The sequence below is a fragment of the Massilia sp. BAP21 genome (genome assembly GCF_057801335.1).
This window is the reverse complement of the sequence record NZ_CM173596.1, coordinates 4568070-4587738: the sequence shown is the minus strand read 5'-3', so window position 1 is coordinate 4587738 and position 19669 is coordinate 4568070. Positions and strand designations below refer to the sequence as shown.

The following is a 19669-nucleotide window of genomic DNA, read 5'->3' as shown; positions in this document are numbered from 1 at the left end:
CGTGCAGCGAGCCGCTCCCCGCCTCAGCGGGCCAGTGCCGGCACCGCCCCGCGCATGCGGCGCGCCGGCTGCGCCTCGGCCACGGCCCCGGCGCCCTCGAGCTGGAAGGTGTTGACCACCGCCGCCAGCTCGTCGGCCTGCATGCGCAGCGATTGCGCCGCGGCCGAGGCTTCCTCGACCAGGGCCGCATTCTGCAGCGTCATCTCGTCGAGGCGCACGATGGCGGCGTCGACGTGCTCGATGTCCTCGCCCTGCAAGCGCGTCGCGCCCGAGATCTGGCCCATGATCTCGCTCACGCGCTGCACGCCGCTCACCACCTTGCGCATGGTGTCGCCGGCCTGGGCCACCAGCGCCGTGCCGGCGCCGACCTTGCTCACCGAATCCTCGATCAGCACCTTGATTTCCTTGGCCGCCGCTGCCGAGCGGTGCGCCAGGTTCCGCACTTCGCTCGCCACCACGGCAAAGCCGCGGCCCTGCTCGCCGGCGCGCGCCGCCTCCACCGCCGCATTCAGGGCCAGGATATTCGTCTGGAAGGCGATGCTGTCGATGACGCTGATGATCTCCTCGATCTTGCGCGACGATTCCTGGATCAGGTTCATGGTCGAGACCACGCCGTCCACGGTGGCGCCGCCTTCCACCGACACCTGCGCGGCTTCGCCGGCCAGCGTGCTGGCCTGGGCCGCGTAGTCGGCATTCTGGCGCACCGAGCCGATCAGCTGCTTCATCGAGCCGGCGATCTGCGCCAGCGCCGCGGCCTGCGATTCGGTGCGGGCCGACAAATCCAGGTTGCCGGTGGCGATTTCGGCCGAGGCCGAGGCGATCGCATCGGTACCGCCGCGCACCCTGGACACGATGCCGCTCAGGCTGTCGCGCATGGCGCTCATGGCCGACAGCAGGCTGCCCGGGGGCGCGCGGCGGGTGTCCACATGCTGGTGCAACTGGCCCTGGGCGATGGCGCGCGCGACATCGGTCGCATACGCCGGCTCGCCACCCAGCTGGCCGAGCAGGTTGCGCGAGATGGCAAGGCCGATCACGGCGCACAGCAGCGCGCACAGGATCGCCAGGCCGCTGATCCAGTAGCGCGCGCCGCTGGCTTCGGCCACTGCGGCGGCGCCGGCCCGGTTGGTCTGCGCCTGCAGCTCCTGCACCAGCACCCCGATGTCGACCACGATCTGGCGCCGCAGCGGGCTGCACTCCTGCACCAGGAAGCTGCCGTAGCCTTCCATGTCGCCGCTGGCGCGGTAATTGCGGGGACGTTCGAGTTCGCGCGCCATCGCCAGCATGCCCTCCTTTACCTTCCCGTACTGGGCATTGCCGCCCAGGACAGGGTCGAGCCTGGCCAGCGCCGCCAGGTAGGCCGCCTTTTGCGTGTCGAGGATGTCGAGTTCGCGGGTGGCCTGCGCCGCGTCGTGGAAGATGAAGGCATTGCGCGCGGCCATGCCGGTTTGCCCAAGCGCCTCGCGGGCGGCGTACAGCGGTTCCAGCTGGGCGTTGTGGAAGGACTCCACCTCGACCAGGGCGGCCTCGATGCTGTTCACGCGCGCAATCGCAAAGGCGGCCAGGACCAGCGTGACGAACAAGGCCGCGGCGAACGCGGTATACAGCCGGACCGTGAGCCTGGCTTGGGAAAAGTTCATGTGTGCTCCTGGCAGAGAGAGAAAGGCGTACGGACGCCGGAATGACGGATTTGCGTCGAATTGTCTACTATCAATTGTTTTTTGGCAATCTAAATTGCTATATTTGTTGCTTTAATCACGCCCATTCGTTACTTGAACATAGCGCTTAAGTAGTTTCATCAAATCGGCTATACTTCAATAAAAGTAGGAATATTGATGACCAGCAACTATACGGAAGAGGATCCTATCCTCACGACGAGCGCAGCCGCGCGCATGTTGGGCGTCGCCACCAGTACCGTCCAGCTCTGGATGGAAAGTGGCGCAATCGAATCATGGAAAACCCCGGGTGGCCACCGCCGTACGCGCGAGAGCCTGATCCGGGCCTTGATGAACAAGGTCGGCGGCCACGAAGCGGGCGCCGCCGGGCGCCGCGTGCCGCCCACCCCCAACGATCCCGAATACATTGCCGAACCCGGCGCGCCGTTCCCGGTCGGGGACGACGAAAATGCGCGCCTGGCCGCGCTGGCCGCTTCCGGCCTGGTCGACAGCCCGGAAGAAGACCGCTTCGACCGCATCGTGCGCCTGGCCTCGATGGCCACCGATTCGCCGATCGCCCTGATTTCGCTGCTGACGACCAAGCGCCAGTGGTTCAAGGCGCGCGTCGGCCTGGCGCCGCAGCAGACCCCGCGCGAATGGGCCTTCTGTTCGCACGCCATCCTGCAGGACAAGCCCTTCGTGGTGGAAGACGCGACCTCGGACGAGCGCTTCAGCGGCAACCCGCTGGTGCTGGCCGATCCGCACATCCGCTTCTATGCCGGCGTTCCCCTGCGCGATGCGGACGGCCATGCGATGGGCACGCTGTGCGTGATCGACCGCGAACCGCGCAAGCTGCGCGCGAACGAACTGCAGGCGCTGCTCGACCTGGCGGCGATTGCCGCCGCGGAGATCGGGCGCGAAGGGAAGTAAGCAGCACTGCTTGCGGCGCTGCTTGCGGTAGGGTGGGCGGCTCCACCTTGAGCACTGCATTCACACTGCAGTGTGCGCCGTCCACGCGTCCAAACCACGCATGAAACCACGCTCCGGCTTTGCACCGGCTGCTTGAACGCGTGGGCGGCGCATTCGTTTCGACCGATCACCCGACATGGGTATAGCCGACCACCCTACCTCGGCCGATGCATCATCGCATGCGCCGCCTGGCGCATCAGCAGTTCCGCCTTGCGTGGGTCGGGTTCAGTCATCGCCAGTTGCTGCAGGGCTTCGGGATATTCCAGCTCACCCGCCAGCTCCAGCCAGCGCCGCGCCTCCTTCGCATCGGCCGGACCACCCTCGCCCGCCGCCAGCATGTTCGACAGCACGAACATCGCCGGCGCCACGCCGCCCTGCGCCGCCTGGGTGAGCAGCCTCCGCGCACGCGCCGGATCGGCCGGCACGCCATCGCCATTCCTCACCTTCAGCGCCAGCTGCCAGGCCGACCTGGCGTCGAGCCGGGCGGCGAGAGGCGGCGCCTGGGCAGGCGCCGCCCCGGCATGCGCTGCCAGTGCGCAGGCCGACACGCAAGCCAGCAGCAACGCCCGCATCGTCATTTTGCCCCTCATTTGACCCTCATCTGGCCCTCATTTGGCCCTCATTTCGCCAAGTCCACCGCGTACAGCGCAAAGCCCTTGCCCAGCCCATCGTCGGCCTGCAGCAGGCTCACGTTGTCCAGGCCCGCCTCCTGCGCAATGCCGAGCATGCCCGGCGCCGTGTGGAACACGACCGGCCCCGCCGTCTTCACGGGCGCAAAACGCCAGCTGCGCGCCGCACCGTTGGCCTTGCGCGTCAGGTGCTTCGTGTCGCGCACATAGCTGATCAACACGTCGCGGCTGGTATCCGGCGAGGCAAAGATGGTCTTGCTGCCATCGAGCCCGGGGAAGTTGCCGCCGCCCGAGGCACGGTAGTTATTGGTCGCAACGATGAACTCCTGCGCCAGGTCGAGCGGCGCGCCGCGCAGCATCAGCTTCTTCACGCGCTGGCCCGGCGGCTGGGTGACGTCGATCTCGTAGCTGATCTCGTCGGAGGTCACGGTATCGAAGTTATAGCTCGGGAAGTTCGGGTTCACCAGCTCCTGCGGCTCGGTTTTCGCCGGATCGATGGTGTTGAAACGGCGCGCCGCCATTTCCAGCCAGGCCTTCAGGCCATGGCCGTCGATCTTCACCGCATGCAGCGCGTTCGGGTACAGGTACAAGTCGGCCGCATTGTTCATCGCCAGCTGGCCGGCCGCGACGTCGGTGTAATCGAAGGCGCCAGCAAAGCCGTTCTTGAAGGCGGCCGACATCGACAGCACCGGCAGCTTCGCGTACTGCGGCAGGTTGGCGGCCACGTACTTCTTCACGTAGGCGGTCTGCGCCTGATTCACCACCTGGATCGCCGACGGGTCGCCCACATCGACAAAGTAGGTCGTCAGGCGGAAGTCGCTGCTGCCAACCGGCGTCTTCACGTACTTGATGGTCGCTTCGTGCTCTTCGCGGATCAGCGCCTGCACCTCGGCACTTGGCGCGACGAAGGTTTTATCGGCGTTCTGGGCCGCGCGCGCCTCGACCGTGGTTTTGCTCTTGTCGATCGTCCAACGCTTGCCGTCGGCGCGCAGGGTCAGCGCCACCACGCCCAGGTGCTTGCCCCACAGGTTGGCCATCACGGTCGGCACGCCGTGCACGAAGCCCTTCACCTTGTCGACGTTCGGCAGGTTGAACTGCGGCGCGGTGCTGGCCGCATTCGGGAACAGCTGGTGCGAGTGCCCGAGCAGCATCACGTCCACGCCCGGCACTTGCGCCAGGTAGTAGCCGGCGTTTTCCATGTCCGGCGTGTAGGGGCTGCCATCGAGGCCGCCGTGCGAAATCACCACCACGACCTCGGCGCCCTTGCGGCGCATCTCGGGGATGTACTTCTCGGCCGCCTCACGCACGCCGGTGACAAACACCTTGCCGTCGAGCCAGCGCTTGTCCCAGGACATGATGGCCGGCGGCGTGAAACCGATGATCCCGACTTTCACTTTGGCCTTGATCGCGCGCCCCTTGGCATCCTGGGCGCTGACTTCCTTTTCGACGATGCGGTAAGGCTCGAACAGCGGTTTCTTGGTGCTGACGCTGTAGACATTCGCCAGCACTTGCGGGAAGGCCGGGCCGGCGCACTTCTTCGGTTGATCGATCCCCGGCACCTTGAAGCGCTGGCCGGTCACCTGGCCGAGGAAGCCCAGGCCGTAATTGAATTCGTGGTTGCCGATCGAGGCGCCGTCGTACTTCAGCGCGTTCATGACCTTGTAGATGCCCAGCGTCTGGTCGCAACGCACCGGATTGACGAGCGCCTGGTAGTCGGCCAGCGCCGTGCCCTGGATGGTGTCGCCGTTATCAAACAGGACGGTATTCGCGTACTCGCCGCGCGCCTGTGCGATCAGGGTCGCGGTGCGGTCCAGGCCGATCGACGGTTCCTCGGCCAGCTTGAAGTAGTCGTAGCCGACCACGGTGGCGTGCAGGTCGGTGGTTTCGAGCACGGCGAGGACGGTGGAGGCGCCCTTCGGTGCATCCTTGGCGGCGAGAGCCGGAGCGGCCGCCAGCGCCGGCAGCAGCGCGATGGCGAATTGATAAGAAATTGGATAACGCATGAGCATCTTCGGGTTGGGAACCGGGCGATGATACGGCAGCGGCGCAATCCATGCCAAGGAAAGCGCCGAAAACGCGGGTAGTGGCGGGCCGCCATGCGCGTGGCCTGGGGTATAATCGAAGGTTCGATTCAACTCAAATTACACGCCAAGATCATGGAAGCTGAACGCATCAACGCCATCTCCGCCCTGCTGAACGACCTGACCAGCCGTGAAGCCGAACTTCGGAGGTATCTTTGACTTCGATCGGAAGTCAGAGAAACTAGAACAGGTCAACCAGGAACTCGAAGATCCCACCGTCTGGAACGACCAGAAACGGGCCCAGGATCTCGGTAAAGAGAAAAAGGCGCTGGAAGCCGTCGTCCTGACGCTTGAAAAAGCAAAGGCCGACCTGGCCGACGCCGGCGACCTGTTCGAGATGGCGCGCGAAGAAGGCGACCACGATACGCTCGAGGCCATCGGCGGCGACGCGGAAGCGATCCAGAAGATCATCGAGTCGATGGAATTTCGCCGCATGTTCAGCAACCCGATGGACCATGCGAACTGCTTCATCGACATCCAGGCCGGCGCCGGCGGTACCGAAGCCCAGGACTGGGCTTCGATGCTGCTGCGCCAGTACCTGCGCTACTGCGAACGCAAGGGCTTCAAGGCCGAGATCCTGGAACAGTCCGAGGGCGAGGTCGCGGGCATCAAGACCGCCACCATCAAGGTCGACGGCGAGTATGCCTACGGCCACCTGCGCACCGAGACCGGCGTGCACCGCCTGGTGCGCAAGTCGCCGTTCGACTCGGCCAACGGCCGCCACACCTCGTTCACCTCGCTGTTCGTGTACCCGGAAGTCGACGACTCGATCGAAATCGAGATCAACCCGGCCGACGTGCGCATCGATACCTACCGCGCATCCGGCGCGGGCGGCCAGCACATCAACAAGACCGACTCCGCGGTGCGCCTGACCCACGGCCCGTCGGGCATCGTCGTGCAGTGCCAGAACGACCGCTCGCAGCACCGCAACAAGGCCGAGGCCTGGGACATGCTGCGCGCCAAGCTGTACGAACTGGAACTGCGCAACCGCATGAGCGAGCAGCAGAAGCTGGAAGACTCGAAGACCGACGTCGGCTGGGGCCACCAGATCCGTTCCTACGTGCTCGACCAGTCGCGCATCAAGGACTTGCGTACCGGTTTCGAGACCGGCAATACCAAGAACGTGCTGGACGGCGACCTGGACGACTTCATCTCCGCTTCGCTGAAGCAGGGCGTGGGCGCATGAGCCAAGCCAAGCGCGCACTGATCTTCGACATGGACGGCACCATCGTCGACAACATGGCTTTCCATACGAAGTCGTGGATCACCTTCTTCGAACGGCGCGGCCATGCCATCGACCCGGACGCCTTCTTCCGTGCGACGGCCGGCCGCCAGGGCGGCGAGATCATCCGTTCGCACTTCGGCGCCGATCTGCTCGACGACGAGGTGATGCTGCTCAACCACGAGAAGGAAGCGGTCTACCGCGAGCTGTACGCGCCGCACCGCAAGGCGGTCGAAGGTTTCGAAGACCTGATCGCCGACGCCAAGTCGCAAGGCATCGCGCTGGCGGTCGGCACCGCCGCGCCGCCGGCCAACGTGGAGTTCACGCTCGACGGCCTGGACCTGCGCCGCCATTTTGACGCCATCGTCGGCGCCACCGACGTTGCGCGCGGCAAGCCGCATCCCGACGTGTTCCTCGAAGCGGCGAAGCGCTGCGGCGCCGAACCCGCCGATTGCATCGTCTTCGAAGACGCGCCGCTGGGCGTGGAAGCGGCGCGCCGCGCCGGCATGCGCGCGGTGGTGCTGACCACGACCTTGCCTGCCGAAGCCTTTGCCGAATTCGACAACGTGATCACGATCGTCTCCGACTTCTCGCAGTTGTCGCTCGACGAGCTGTTCGCCTGATCCAACCACACGAGTACGAAAAAACGAGTACCAAATCATGACCACCGAAAACCAAGAAAACGCGACGACGCAGGCAACGCCGGCGGCCGACGAAAACAAGATCATGGCCGAGCGCCGCGTGAAGCTGTCCGCGATCCGCGAAAAAGGCGTCGCCTTCCCGAACGACTTCAAGCCGCAACATAAAGCCGCCGACCTGCACGAGCAGTACGGCAGCTTGAGCCGCGAAGAGCTGGAAGAAAAAGCGATTCCCGTAGTGCTGGCCGGCCGCATGATGCTCAAGCGCGAAGCCGGCAAGAAGGCCGCCTTCGCCACCTTGCAGGACGCATCCGGCGCGCGCGCCGACGGCCGCATCCAGATCTACGTGACCCTGGACGCCACCGGCGAAGCCGCGATGGAAGCCTTCCGCACCTACGACCTGGGCGATATCCTGGGCGTCGAAGGTACCCTGTTCAAGACCAAGGTCGACGAGCTGACCATCAAGGTCACGAACCTGCGTCTGGTGACCAAGTCCCTGCGCCCGCTGCCTGATAAGTTCCACGGCCTGGCCGACCAGGAAACCAAGTACCGCCAGCGCTACGTCGATTTGATCATGAACGAAGAGACGCGCCGCACCTTCAAGGCGCGTACCGCCGCGCTGTCGTCGATGCGCCGCTTCATGGAAAAGAACGGCTTCATGGAAGTCGAAACCCCGATGCTGCACCCGATCCCGGGCGGCGCCGCGGCCAAGCCTTTCATCACCCACCACAACGCGCTCGACATGCAGATGTTCCTGCGTATCGCGCCCGAGCTGTACCTGAAGCGCCTGGTGGTTGGCGGTTTCGACCGCGTGTTCGAAGTGAACCGCAACTTCCGTAACGAGGGCGTGTCGATCCGTCACAACCCCGAGTTCACGATGATGGAGTTCTACGCGGCCTACACCGACTACACCTGGCTGATGGACTTCACCGAAGCCGTGATCCGCCAGGCCGCGATCGACGCGCAAGGCACGGCCGTGCTGTCCTACGGCGGCCGCGAGCTGGATTTGTCGAAGCCCTTCCAGCGCCTGACCATCGTCCAGGCCATCAACAAGTATGCGCCGGAGTACACCGCCGAGCAGCTGGAAGACGCGGAATTCATCAAGCAGGAACTGAAGAAGTTCGGCGTCAAGCCCTTCGCCACCGCCGGCCTGGGCGCGCTGCAATTGGCGCTGTTCGAAGAAACCGCCGAAGCGCAGCTGTGGGAGCCGACGTACATCATCGACTACCCGGTCGAAGTGTCGCCGCTGGCCCGTGCATCGGACACCCGTGCCGGCATCACCGAGCGTTTCGAGCTGTTCATGGTGGGGCGCGAAATCGCTAACGGCTTCTCCGAGCTGAACGATCCGGAAGACCAGGCCGCACGCTTCCTGTCGCAGGTGGAAGCCAAGGAAGCCGGCGACGACGAGGCGATGTACTACGACGCCGACTACATCCGCGCGCTGGAATACGGCATGCCGCCGGCCGGCGGCTGCGGCATCGGCATCGACCGCTTGATCATGATCCTGACGGATTCGCCGAACATCCGCGACGTGCTGTTGTTCCCGCATTTGCGCAAGGAAGACTGATCGTCTGTTAACTCGATGAAGTGATTGGGGGCGCCTGGCGGCGCCCCCTTTTCATTGTTGGCTTCAACCACATTGTTAGCCGCAACCGTACGGTGGGCACTCCGTGCCCACGCAGTTACGTGCGCGTCCGGATTCCGCTGCCGCGAGGATTCGCTCCGGAACGCTTGCGACTACGATGGTGCCAACATGCCGCTTTTGGATGCGCTGCCACCTGGTGATAATCGCGCATCAAACGGCGGCAACACGGCATATCGTTCCGCGTGGGCACGGGGTGCCCACCCTACGGATGCCACGGCCTCGGACTACAGCACGGCGACATGAACGGCCCCGCCGTCCACCTCCCCCTTGGCTTACTGGACGATGGTGTAGCAAGGCACATACGCCTTGCCCGGCAATTTCATCCGGCTCTGCTCCACGAACGACGCCAGCAGCGCATCCATCGGCCCCATGATTTCCGGGTCGCCATGGATCTCGTACTTGCCGTGCTTTTCGATCTCGCGAATCCCCTCTTCCTTCACATTCCCCGCCACCACGCCCGAGAACGCGCGGCGCAGGTTCGCCGCCAGCAAGTGCGTTTCCTGGTTCTTGTGCAGCGACAGGTTGCGCATGTTCTCGTGGGTCGGCTTGAACGGACGCTGGAATTCCTGGTCGATCTTCAGCAGCCAATTGAAATAGTAGGCATCGCTGCGCGCCTTGCGGAATTCACGCACTTGCTTGATCCCCGCCGCCATCTCGCGTGCGACAGCATCCGGATCGTCGATGATGATCTTGTAGCGCGCGCGTGCCTTGTCGCCCAGGGTCTGCGCGATGAAACCGTCGATCTGCTCGAAGTATTCGCGCGCCGTGGCCGGGCCGGTGAAAATGAGCGGGAACGGCATCTCGGCGTTATCCGGATGCAGCAGGATGCCGAGGATATAGAGAATCTCTTCGGCCGTGCCGGCGCCGCCCGGGAACACGCAAATCCCGTGACCCACGCGGACAAACGCTTCCAGGCGCTTCTCGATATCCGGCATGATGATCAAATCGTTCACGATCGGATTCGGCGATTCCGCCGCAATGATGCCCGGCTCCGAAATGCCGAGATAGCGCCCGTTCTGCAAGCGCTGCTTGGCGTGGCCGATATTCGCGCCCTTCATCGGGCCTTTCATGGCGCCCGGGCCGCAGCCGGTGCAGATATCGAGTTCGCGCAAACCGAGCGCATACCCCACTTCTTTCGAATAGTTGTATTCGACGCGGTTGATCGAGTGCCCGCCCCAGCACACCACCAAATTAGGATTGCGCTGCGGCTGCAGCACGTTGGCGTTGCGCAGGATGTGGAACACGGCATCGGTGATGCCTTCCGGTTTCGACAAATTGAAACGCGGGTTGTCGGTGACTTCGAAATTCACGAACACGATATCGCGCAGCACGGCAAACAGGTGTTCGTGAATCCCCTTGATCATCTTGCCGTCAACAAAAGCGATGGCCGGCGCGCCGCGGATATCGAGCTTGATGCCGCGCTCGCGCTGGATGATGCTGATATCGAAGCTGCTGTAGCGCTCCAGCAGTTCCTTGCCATCGTCGATGGAACTGCCGCAGTTCAGGACCGCGAGCGCGCATTTGCGGAACACGGAATACAGGCCACCCTGGCTGGTGTCGAGCAGCTTGGCCACTTCGGCCTTGGACAACACTTCCAGCCGGCCTTCCGGAGAAATCAGGGTATCGACGACTTCATAGTTCATGCTGGTCTTCCTTTTTCCTGGACTCTTATGACAGCGAATGCTGTTTCACCAATATACGACAAAGGCGTACAGGATGCCTGTCCTCGTGCGCCCTGTTTGTGCGGCGCTGCACCATGCACGCGCGTGTTTACCACAATGGCAAATAATTTTCTTGTGCTCTGCAATTTCCACTAAAATGCGAGCGGATTGGAAGGCTGGATCGTCAAGGCCTTCCGACACGAGAGCTTTTTAAAAACTATTTCGGGAGGAACCGCATGAGCGGTGCAGCTGCTACACCCGCCGACAAGGTCGCGATTCCAGAGTTCAAACAAATCATGGGCCACCCAGCACCGCTGTGGATGCTGTTCATGACCGAATTCTGGGAACGCTTCGCTTTCTACGGCATCCGTTGGGCCCTGGTGCTCTACATCGTCGCCCAATTCTATGAGGGCAGCGCCGTCGGCCAGGCGAGCGCCAATCTGACCTACGGTTCCTACCTCGCGCTGGTGTATGCCGGCGCCGTCTTCGGCGGCCTGATCGCCGACCGCGTCATCGGCTACCAGCGTTCGATCCTGATCGGCGCCGTCTTCATGGCGGCCGGCCTGTTCATGATCACGGTACCGAACGAAGACGTGTTCAAGCTCGGTCTCGCCACCATCATCGTCGGCAACGGCATGTTCAAGCCGAACATCTCGACCATGGTCGGTAAACTCTATGCGTTGGACGACACCCGCCGCGATTCGGGCTTCACCATCTTCTACATGGGTATCAACACCGGCGCCTTCATCGCACCGATCCTGACCCAGGCACTGGCCCAGCAGTTCGGCAACCCGGACACCCCGGCCTACAAGGTCGTGTTCTTCGTCTCCGGCATCGGCATGCTGATCAGCCTCGTGTGGTTCTACATCGGCCGCAAGACCCTGGCCGGCATCGGCGCCCCCGACGCCAACGCGCAGGGCTTCGGCCGTTCGATCGCGGTCGTCGTCGGCAGCATCATCGTCATCCCGGGCGTGTACTTCCTGCTGAAACTCGGCGCCGGCACCCTGCAGGTGATCCTGACCGTGCTGTTCATCGTCCTGGCGCTGATGCTGATGGTCGAAGGTATCCGCAACGGCAAGGTCGCGCGCGACAAGACCATCGCCATGATGATCATCTTCGCCTTCAACATCCTGTTCTGGATGTTCTTCGAACAGGCGGGCAGCTCGTTCACCTTCCTGGCCGATAAAATCGTCGACCGCGACCTGAACGGCTGGATCTTCCCTGTTGCCTGGTTCCAGAGCGTGAACTCGGTCGCCATCATCGCCTGCGCACCGATCATCGCCGCCATCTGGGTCATGCTCGGCAAGCGCAACGCCAACCCGTCGATCCCACGCAAGTTCGGCCTCGGCCTGATCTTCAACGGCCTCGCCTTCGGCCTGCTGATGTACGCGCTGTCCGTGCTGGTCGACGCCGACAACAAGATTCCGTTCTGGACCCTGTTCATGGTCTACGTGATCCAGTCGATCGGTGAGCTGTGCCTGTCGCCGATCGGCCTGTCGATGGTCACCAAGCTGGCCCCGGTGCGCCTGGTCGGCCTGGGCATGGGCGGCTGGTTCCTGTCGACCGGTATCGGCAACAACCTGTCGGGCATCTTCGCCTCGCACGTCTCGGGTGAATCGGGCATGTCGATCGCCTCGGCACTCGACGGCTACACCTTCGGCTTCTGGTCGCTGGTGGGCGGCGGCGTGCTGCTGTTCCTGATCGCACCGCTGATCCAGAAGCTGATGCACGGCGTGAAGTAAGCGCTCTTCGAGCTTCAACGAAAAACGGCAGCCTGCGGGCTGCCGTTTTTTTTGCTTGCGTAGGGTGGACGGCTCTGCCGTCCACGCGTCAATCGTTATCGGTTCCGATGGCATACCGGATGATCTTGCTGCAAGCTATCGACGCGTGGACGGGGAACCCGTCCACCCTACAAGCCATCGAATTCGCGCCGCATCGCCTCCATCTCGCCCACCATCCAGTCGCGGAAGCGCTGCACCTTACGCATGCTTTCCTTGTGCGGATTCGCCAGGAAGCGGTAGCCCATGTCGAAAGGCGCGCTGCGGCATGGGATCTGGCGCAGCGCGCCGGAGGCGATGTCCTGGCAGGCGATCCCGTAGGGCACCAGGGCCACGCCCTGCCCGGCCACCGCCGCCTGCACCAGCACGCCCCAGTGGCTGTAGCCGCGCGAGAAATCGTACTTGCCTTTCAGGGCGCGATTTTCATTCAGCAGCTGCAGCCAGGACTCGGGCGACTTTTCGCACAGGAGCGGCTGGCGCGCCAGGTCGGCCAGGGTTAGCTCGGGCTCGCCCTCCTTCAGCAATTCCGGGCTGTAGACCGGCACCAGGCGCTCGCGGAACAGCAGCGCCGGGTCGCCGTCGCGCACCTGCCCGTAGCGGATGGCGACGTCGGTGGTGTCGGCTTCCAGGTCCACCGGCGCATCGTTGGAGTCGATGCGCATGTCGAGTTCGGGATACAGCTTGGTGAAGCGGTGCATGCGCGGCACCAGCCACTTGATGGCAAACGAATGCGTGGTCGAGATGCGCAGCACCGATTCCTCGTCGCCGCGCTGCAGGGCGCCGACCTTGGCGCGCAGGTCGCCCAGCATGCGGCCGATGGCAATCGCCAGCTCCTCGCCCTTGGCAGTGAGCGAGATATGGCGCGGGTGGCGCACGAACAGCGGAAAGCCGACCGTTTCCTCCAGCTGCTTGACCTGCAAACTGACCGCGGCAGGCGTCTTGTGCAGCTCGCGCGCGGCCAGCTTGAAGCTGCCCCAGCGCGCCGCGCACTCGAAATCGATGAGTCCCGACAGGCTGCGCAGCGGCTTCATGACGCCGCCCAGATTAAATTTTTCTTGTTCATAGTGCCCGATTTTTCTTGTTTGCCGGTTTTTGCTGATGAGCACAAAATATATCCGATTCGTCAAGGAGAAGCCATGCAGAAGGAAGTATTGGTGATCGGCGGGACCCGCTATTTCGGTAAGCTGCTGGTGCAGCGCCTGCTGCGCGCCGGCCACCGCGTGACGGTCGCCACCCGCGGCTATGCGCCGGACCCCTTCGGGAACCGCATCGAGCGCATCCGCGTCGACCGCCGCAGCGAAGCCGCGATGCGCAGCGCCTTTGCGGGCAAGCGCTACGACATTGTCTTCGACCAGATGTGCTACAGCCCGCTGGACGCGGCGATCGCCGTGCGCAGCCTTGCGGGCAAGGTCGGGCGTTATGTGATGACCTCGACGATCGACGTGTACCGCGGCATCCAGCCGCGCGGGTCGCAGCTCGCCGAGCACGAGCTGCCCGTGCTGGCCCAGGCCATCGACACCGGCTATCCCTGGCACGATCCGAGGCGGGCCGTGGAAAGCTACGTGGCCGGCAAGGTGCAGGCCGAGGCTTACCTCTACCGCGACGGCTCGCTGCCGCTGGTAACGGCGCGCCTGGCCCACGTGCTCGGCGGGCCCGAGGAATTCACGGGGAGGCTGGCGTATTACGTCGACCTGCTGCGCGCCGGTGCGGCGCTGCCGTATGCGAACGCGGGAGCGGCGGTGTCGTTCCTGGGCACGCAGGAGGCGGCGGCCTTCCTGGACTGGGTGGGTGGACAGAGCTTTACCGGGCCGGTGAATGCGGCGTCGGGCGGGCCGCTGTCGGCGCATGGGTTGTTCGGGCGGGTGGCAAAGGCGCTGGATGCATCGGCACGGTTTACGCGCGTGGACGAGGCGACGGCGCCGGGCGTGTTGTCGCCTTTTGACTTCAGCACGCCGATGGTGCTGGATACGTCGCGTGCGCTGGAGCTGGGGTACCGGTTCAGCCATACGGATGCGTGGCTGGATGATGTGATTCGCGCGCACGATCTGGCGTTTGTTTGAAGGCGCGTAAACGCATGCGATGAGACCGCGTGGGCACAAGTGCCCACCCTACAACGGCGATACGTAGGGTGGGCACTCGTGCCCACGCGGTCTCACCTTCAATGACCACGCGGCGCATCGACCACCAATGAAAAACGGGCGCCATTGGCGCCCGTTCCGTTTACCTTTGCGCCTTCTCGCGCGCCACCCAGTACAGCAGCAGCACGATCGCCGCATACGGTATCAGCGACAGCAAGTCCGCATTCACGCCCGCAAAGAACGGATTCGAGCCTTCCGCCCACTTCGCCATCATGCTGTCGAAGTTGGTCATCACGCCCGCCGTGATCGCAATCACGATACCGGCCAGCGCGCCGCCGGCGATGTAGCCCGAGGCCAGCAAGGTACCCGAACTGCGGTCGCCCGCGGCCTGGCGTTCCTCGTCATTGAGCTTGGCGTACTGCGGCAGCTTGTTGTTGCGGCGGTCCGCCACCCATCGCACCGCGCCACCGACGGCGATCGGCAGCGTCGACACCAGCGGCAAATACACGCCCACCGAGAAGGCCAGCGCCTGGATGCCGGCCAGTTCCAGCACCACCGAGATCATCACGCCGAACAGCACCAGCGTCCACGGCAGCTGCTGGTCGAGGATGCCCTTGATGATGTAGGACATCAGCACCGCCTTCGGCGCATCGTACTTCTTCACTTCGGTGCCGTCCGGACGCTGGTGGTAGTGGCCATTGATGCCCGGGTCGACCAGATACGCCAGCTTGCCGTCGTCGGCCACCAGGTACTTGCCTTCCGGGCCGCCGACGGTATCCGTCTTGCGCCAGACTTTATAGGTCTTGCTGTCGCTTTCTGCCTGCGGGCCTTGCAGCTGCGCGGTCTCGGTCAGCTTGGACGCATCGACCGTCACACCGGGCGCCACCTGGGCCGCCGGCACGTACACGGTGCCGGCATCGTTCAGCTTCAGCAGGATCGGCCCCAGGATCAGCGCCGAGGCAAAGGCGCCGCACAGGATCGCATACTGCTGCAGGCGCGGCGTCGAGCCGACCAGGAAGCCGGTCTTCAAGTCCTGCGAGGTGGTGCCGGCGTTGCTGGCGGCGATGCAGACGATGGCGCCGACCGACAGCGCGGTTACGTAATAACGCCCGCCGGTCCAGCCCATCAGCAGGAAGATCAGGCAGGTGAACAGCAGCGTGGCCACGGCCATGCCGGAAATCGGGTTCGACGAGGAACCGACTTCGCCGGTCAGGCGCGAGGACACGGTGGCGAACAGGAAGCCGAACACCAGGATCAGCAGCGCACCGAGCAGATTCATGTGCAGCGGCGTGGCAAAGGTGATGATGGCGATGATCGCCAGGCAGCCGATCGCCACCCATTTGAACGGAATGTCCTGGTCGGTGCGCAGGCCGGCGTCCGGCGTGCTGGCTTTGCCCTTGCCCATGCCGGCGAGGCCGCCCTTCAGGCCATTCCAGATCGACGGCAGCGAGCGCACCAGCGAAATCAGGCCGCCGGCCGCCACGGCGCCGGCGCCGATGTAGAGCACGTAGGCGTCGCGGATATCGTCGGGCGACATGTCCTTGATGAGCATGGTCGCCGGCGACAACGGCACCGTCAGCAGCTCACCGAAGAACTTGATCATCGGGATCAGCATCAGGTAAGACAGCACGCCGCCGGCCGCCATCGTGAACGCGATGCGCGGGCCGATGATGTAGCCCACGCCCACCAGTTCCGGCGACAGCTCGGCGCCGGCCGAACCGGCCTTCAGCGGCGCGCCGAACTCGAAGTTGGCGACGTCCTTCCAGCCCTTCAGCGACACGTTCGCCACCTTGTACAGAAGGCCCAGGCCGAAGCCGCCGAAGATGATGGCGGCGCGGCGCTTGGCGTCACGTGCGGCGTCGGAACCTTCGACGCGCACTTCGCCGGCCGCTTCGCGCGAGGTGTCGGTGGCGGCGGCCTTCAGCACTTCGGCGCAGGCCGTGCCTTCCGGGTACTTCAGTTCGCGGTGGGCGTCGACGATCATGGTGCGGCGCATCGGGATCATCATCAGGATGCCGAGCAGGCCACCCAAAATCCCGACCAGCATCACGCGCGAGATCTCGAGGTCGAAGCCGAGGATCATAATCGCCGGCATGGTCACGCCGAGGCCGAAGGCCAGCGATTCGCCGGCCGAACCGGCGGTTTGCGTGATGCTGTTCTCGAGGATGGTCGACTCGCGCCCGCCCATCTTCTTGAACATGCCGAACAGGGTGATGGCGATCACCGCCACCGGGATCGAAGCGCTGACGGTCAAGCCTACCTTTAATACCAGGTACAGCGAGGAGGCGCCGAAGACCATGCCCAGTACCACGCCCATGACGAGGGCGCGGATGGTCATTTCAGGCAGTTGCGCCGTGGCCGGGATATAGGGCTTCACGGCGGGAGGAGCGGGATCGTAGGGCATCGTGTTCCTTGTGTTCTGGATGTTCCGGCCAGTCTGGCGCAGGCCTGGAGGCGAGACTATCGCACATGCTTGAGGCGAAAGAAAGCGGATTATAATGCGCCGACCGAGACCGCATCCACCTTGCGCTCAATAGCAAAAGTCACAGCAAGCGAGAACCGTTTTGACCACATCCCACCGGCCCCTGCGGCCTCGCAGTTCCTTCAAGCCGAGGAGCCGCGAACGCGGCTTCATCTTCTTCGTCCTGGCCGCCATCGTCGTCTTCATCGTCGGCGTGCTGCTGTATGTATTCACCGCGATCTTGCCGAAGGTGCCGCCTATCGACGCCGTCCTTGACTACAAGCCGAAGATCCCGCTGCGCATCTACACCGCCGACAATGTCCTGATCGGCGAGTTCGGCGAAGAACACCGCGACTTCGTGCCGATCGCGAACATTCCGCCGATGATGAAGAACGCGGTACTCGCCATCGAGGACGCGCGCTTCTACGAGCACGGCGGTATCGACTGGATGGGCGCGGCGCGCGCAGTCGGCTCGAACCTGCGCAGCGGCTTCGGTTCCGGCGGCGCCTCCACCATCACCATGCAGGTGGCGCGCAACTTCTTCCTCTCGAAAGAAAAGAAGCTGTCCCGGAAGATCAACGAGATCGCCCTCGCCTACAAGATCGAGGATGCGCTGACCAAGGACCAGATCCTCGAGCTGTACATGAACCAGATCTACCTGGGCCAGCGTTCCTACGGCTTTGCCAGCGCCGCGCGCGCCTACTTCGGCAAGGACCTCGATAAACTGAGCGTCGCCGAAACCGCGATGCTGGCCGGCCTGCCGCAAAACCCGGCCCGCAACAATCCCGCCGTGAATCCGAAGCGCGCCAAACAGCGCCAGGAACAGGTGCTGCGCCGCCTGCACGATTTGCAGCAGATCGACGACGCCCAATATGCAAAGGCCCTGAAGGAACCGATGCGCGTGCATTCGCGTCCGCAGGAATTCGGCGCCCATGCCGAGTACGTCGCCGAACTGGCGCGCCAGGCCGTGTATGCCCAGTTCAAGGAAGAAGCCTATACGCGCGGCATCCGCGTCACCACCACCATCCGCGAAGCCGACCAGAAGTCGGCCTACGAATCGGTGCGCCGCAACGTGCTGGCCTACGATGCGCGCCACGGCTACCGCGGTCCGGAAGCGCGCATCGACCTGCCGGCGGATGCCGAGGAACGCGAAGACGCGATCGTCGATGCGCTGCAGAAGCGCCCGTCAAGCGATGGGCTGGAACCGGCCGTGGTGCTGGAGGCCTCCAGCAAGCGCGTGAAGGTGGAGACGATCGACGGCGACACGGTCGACATCACCGGCGCCGGCCTGAAGTTCGCCGCGAATGCGCTGTCCGACAAGGCCAGGGAGGCCGTGCGCCTGGCGCCGGGCGCCGTGGTCCGCATCAGCCGCATGGGCAAGGACAGTAAGAATGGAAAGGACTGGGCCATCAGCCAGGTGCCGCAGGTGGCGGCGGCGTTCGTCGCCATCGACGCCGACAGCGGCGCCTACCAGGCCCTGGTCGGCGGCTTCGACTACAACCTGCAGAAGTTCAACCACGTGACCCAGGCCTGGCGCCAGCCGGGTTCCGCGATCAAGCCTTTCGTGTATTCGGCCGCGGTGCAGAAGGGTTATTCGCCGGGTACCCTGATCCTCGACGAAGCGCTCGACATGCCGGGCGAGAATGCCGGCGCCACCTGGTCGCCGCAGAACGACGACAACGTGTTCGACGGCCCGATCACGATGCGCTACTCGCTGGCGCACTCGAAGAACGTGCCGACCGTGCGCCTGTTGCGCGCGCTCGAAGTGCCCTACACCCACGACTTCCTCGGCCGCTTCGGCTTCGACCTGGCGCGCCATCCGAAGAACCTGACGCTGGCGCTCGGCACCGGCGCCGTGACGCCGCTGCAGATGGCCGGCGCCTACGCCGTGTTCGCGAACGGCGGCTTCGCGGTCAAACCGTATTTGATCGCGAAGATCGTCGACGGCGACGGCACGGTGATCCAGGAAACCAAACCGGCCGCCCCGCGCCAGGAAGCCGCACGCGTGCTCGACGTCCGCAACGCCTGGATCACCGACAGCATGCTGCGCGACGTCACCCGCTACGGCACCGGCGCCGCCGCCACCAAACGCCTCGGGCGAGCGGACATCGCCGGCAAGACCGGCACCACCAGCGACGCCATCGACGGCTGGTTCGCCGGCTACGGTGGCAACATCGTCGCGGTGGCCTGGATGGGCTACGACGAACCGCGCTCGCTGGGCGGACGCGAGTTCGGCGCCACGCTGGCCCTGCCGATCTGGCTCGACTACATGCAGGTGGCGCTGGCGAGGAAGCCGGAGCTGGCACGCGAGCAGCCGGAAGGCGTGGTGCGCGAGAACGACGACTGGGTCTATGCGGAGTTTGCCGAGATGCCGCAATACCGCGGAATTGATGTCGAGCTGACGCCAGCGGCGACGCCGGAGCCGCCTTATCTCACCGACGACGAGGAAGGCGAAACGCATCCGCGTGCGGATGGCATACCGACGGCGCCACCGCCGCCACCCGTCTTCGTGCCGGGGCAGTAGGTCCGGTTCAACGCCGCGCCAACTCCACCGGTCTACCGCGTGGGCTCGGAGCCCACGCGTGAACAATGATTACCATGCGGCGGGGTTTAGGCTGCCATCGCCGCAACGAACCGGCTCGCAGCGGCGCGTAACTCGATGCTGCGCCTCACCGGCCGGCCCATGAGCCGGTAATCCTGCGCCCTCCAGCACCTCCCACGTTTCCCTCCCCCTTCGAATGCAATACGTGCGTGTAATGCTTCAGTAGCGCCGCCCAGTGCGCGATGCTGATCCGGGTCGCCCGCTGGCGCTCAGGCGCGCGTACAGCGAGGCTTCGTGGCCGGCTTTAAAGGCG

The 19669-nt window shown here is 64.4% G+C and carries 13 protein-coding genes; 7 read left to right on the top strand and 6 right to left on the bottom strand.

Features of this window, described 5'->3' with window-relative positions; genetic code table 11:
- Window positions 1-23: 23 nt before the first annotated feature.
- Window positions 24-1637 (bottom strand): methyl-accepting chemotaxis protein, encoded by a 1614-nt coding sequence (locus ACWYRN_RS20330; RefSeq protein ID WP_488689483.1) that lies wholly within the window; start codon window positions 1635-1637, stop codon window positions 24-26.
- A gap of 195 nt (window positions 1638-1832) precedes the next feature.
- Here ACWYRN_RS20330 and ACWYRN_RS20325 point away from each other — a divergent pair, with 195 nt between their 5' ends.
- Window positions 1833-2582 carry a GAF domain-containing protein gene (locus ACWYRN_RS20325; RefSeq protein ID WP_488689482.1) on the top strand — a complete coding sequence of 250 codons (750 nt, stop codon included), beginning with the start codon at window positions 1833-1835 and terminating at the stop codon, window positions 2580-2582.
- 194 nt (window positions 2583-2776) lie between these two features.
- Here the strand turns inward: ACWYRN_RS20325 and ACWYRN_RS20320 are convergent, their stop codons facing one another.
- Window positions 2777-3211, bottom strand: a complete 435-nt coding sequence (locus ACWYRN_RS20320; protein ID WP_488689481.1) for a tetratricopeptide repeat protein — start codon at window positions 3209-3211, stop codon at window positions 2777-2779.
- Between the two features lie 29 nt (window positions 3212-3240).
- Entirely contained in the window at window positions 3241-5253 is a 2013-nt protein-coding gene (locus tag ACWYRN_RS20315) for a bifunctional 2',3'-cyclic-nucleotide 2'-phosphodiesterase/3'-nucleotidase (RefSeq protein ID WP_488689479.1), read from the bottom strand.
- 153 nt (window positions 5254-5406) lie between these two features.
- Between ACWYRN_RS20315 and prfB the strand changes: the two genes are divergently transcribed.
- The 3 genes from prfB (at window position 5407) to lysS (ending at window position 8758) form a co-directional block, all read left to right on the top strand.
- Window positions 5407-6517 (top strand): peptide chain release factor 2 gene (gene prfB, locus ACWYRN_RS20310; protein ID WP_290425067.1). Its coding sequence is split into 2 segments (ribosomal slippage): window positions 5407-5487 and window positions 5489-6517, totalling 1110 coding nucleotides; the frame shifts between segments, so codons are not numbered across the junction.
- Entirely contained in the window at window positions 6514-7176 is a 663-nt protein-coding gene (locus tag ACWYRN_RS20305; protein ID WP_488689478.1) for an HAD family hydrolase, read from the top strand. Before prfB ends, ACWYRN_RS20305 begins: the two co-directional genes overlap by 4 nt.
- 37 nt (window positions 7177-7213) lie before the next feature.
- A complete protein-coding gene (gene lysS / locus ACWYRN_RS20300; protein ID WP_488689477.1) occupies window positions 7214-8758 on the top strand; it encodes a lysine--tRNA ligase in 1545 nt (514 codons plus the stop codon).
- A gap of 350 nt (window positions 8759-9108) precedes the next feature.
- On the opposite strand, the gene ppnN is transcribed toward lysS, so the two are convergent.
- Window positions 9109-10479, bottom strand: coding sequence for a nucleotide 5'-monophosphate nucleosidase PpnN (ppnN, locus tag ACWYRN_RS20295; protein WP_488689475.1), 1371 nt, complete (start codon window positions 10477-10479; stop codon window positions 9109-9111).
- 254 nt (window positions 10480-10733) lie between these two features.
- Between ppnN and ACWYRN_RS20290 the strand changes: the two genes are divergently transcribed.
- The gene (locus ACWYRN_RS20290; protein ID WP_488689474.1) at window positions 10734-12239 is read left to right on the top strand and encodes a peptide MFS transporter; all 1506 of its coding nucleotides are present in this window, start codon (window positions 10734-10736) and stop codon (window positions 12237-12239) included.
- Window positions 12240-12406: 167 nt separating this feature from the next.
- Here the strand turns inward: ACWYRN_RS20290 and ACWYRN_RS20285 are convergent, their stop codons facing one another.
- Window positions 12407-13306: a LysR substrate-binding domain-containing protein gene (locus ACWYRN_RS20285; RefSeq protein ID WP_488689473.1), complete on the bottom strand. Its 900-nt coding sequence runs from the start codon at window positions 13304-13306 to the stop codon at window positions 12407-12409.
- 105 nt (window positions 13307-13411) lie between these two features.
- On the opposite strand from ACWYRN_RS20285, the gene ACWYRN_RS20280 reads away from it, so the two are divergent.
- Window positions 13412-14335: an NAD-dependent epimerase/dehydratase family protein gene (locus ACWYRN_RS20280; RefSeq protein WP_488689472.1), complete on the top strand. Its 924-nt coding sequence runs from the start codon at window positions 13412-13414 to the stop codon at window positions 14333-14335.
- A gap of 160 nt (window positions 14336-14495) precedes the next feature.
- Here the strand turns inward: ACWYRN_RS20280 and ACWYRN_RS20275 are convergent, their stop codons facing one another.
- Complete coding sequence (locus ACWYRN_RS20275) at window positions 14496-16757, bottom strand: OPT family oligopeptide transporter (protein ID WP_488689471.1); 2262 nt, start codon at window positions 16755-16757, stop codon at window positions 14496-14498.
- A gap of 160 nt (window positions 16758-16917) precedes the next feature.
- On the opposite strand from ACWYRN_RS20275, the gene ACWYRN_RS20270 reads away from it, so the two are divergent.
- A complete protein-coding gene (locus ACWYRN_RS20270) occupies window positions 16918-19338 on the top strand; it encodes a penicillin-binding protein 1A (protein ID WP_488689470.1) in 2421 nt (806 codons plus the stop codon).
- Window positions 19339-19669: the final 331 nt, after the last annotated feature.

Bases quoted from the DNA above. Each gene is read 5' to 3' on its own strand.
- ACWYRN_RS20330 (WP_488689483.1), bottom strand. From the start codon at position 1,637: ATGAACTTTTCCCAAGCCAGGCTCACGGTCCGGCTGTATACCGCGTTC.
- ACWYRN_RS20325 (WP_488689482.1), top strand. From the start codon at position 1,833: ATGACCAGCAACTATACGGAAGAGGATCCTATCCTCACGACGAGCGCA.
- ACWYRN_RS20320 (WP_488689481.1), bottom strand. From the start codon at position 3,211: ATGAGGGGCAAAATGACGATGCGGGCGTTGCTGCTGGCTTGCGTGTCG.
- ACWYRN_RS20315 (WP_488689479.1), bottom strand. From the start codon at position 5,253: ATGCGTTATCCAATTTCTTATCAATTCGCCATCGCGCTGCTGCCGGCG.
- ACWYRN_RS20305 (WP_488689478.1), top strand. From the start codon at position 6,514: ATGAGCCAAGCCAAGCGCGCACTGATCTTCGACATGGACGGCACCATC.
- lysS (WP_488689477.1), top strand. From the start codon at position 7,214: ATGACCACCGAAAACCAAGAAAACGCGACGACGCAGGCAACGCCGGCG.
- ppnN (WP_488689475.1), bottom strand. From the start codon at position 10,479: ATGAACTATGAAGTCGTCGATACCCTGATTTCTCCGGAAGGCCGGCTG.
- ACWYRN_RS20290 (WP_488689474.1), top strand. From the start codon at position 10,734: ATGAGCGGTGCAGCTGCTACACCCGCCGACAAGGTCGCGATTCCAGAG.
- ACWYRN_RS20285 (WP_488689473.1), bottom strand. From the start codon at position 13,306: ATGAAGCCGCTGCGCAGCCTGTCGGGACTCATCGATTTCGAGTGCGCG.
- ACWYRN_RS20280 (WP_488689472.1), top strand. From the start codon at position 13,412: ATGCAGAAGGAAGTATTGGTGATCGGCGGGACCCGCTATTTCGGTAAG.
- ACWYRN_RS20275 (WP_488689471.1), bottom strand. From the start codon at position 16,757: ATGCCCTACGATCCCGCTCCTCCCGCCGTGAAGCCCTATATCCCGGCC.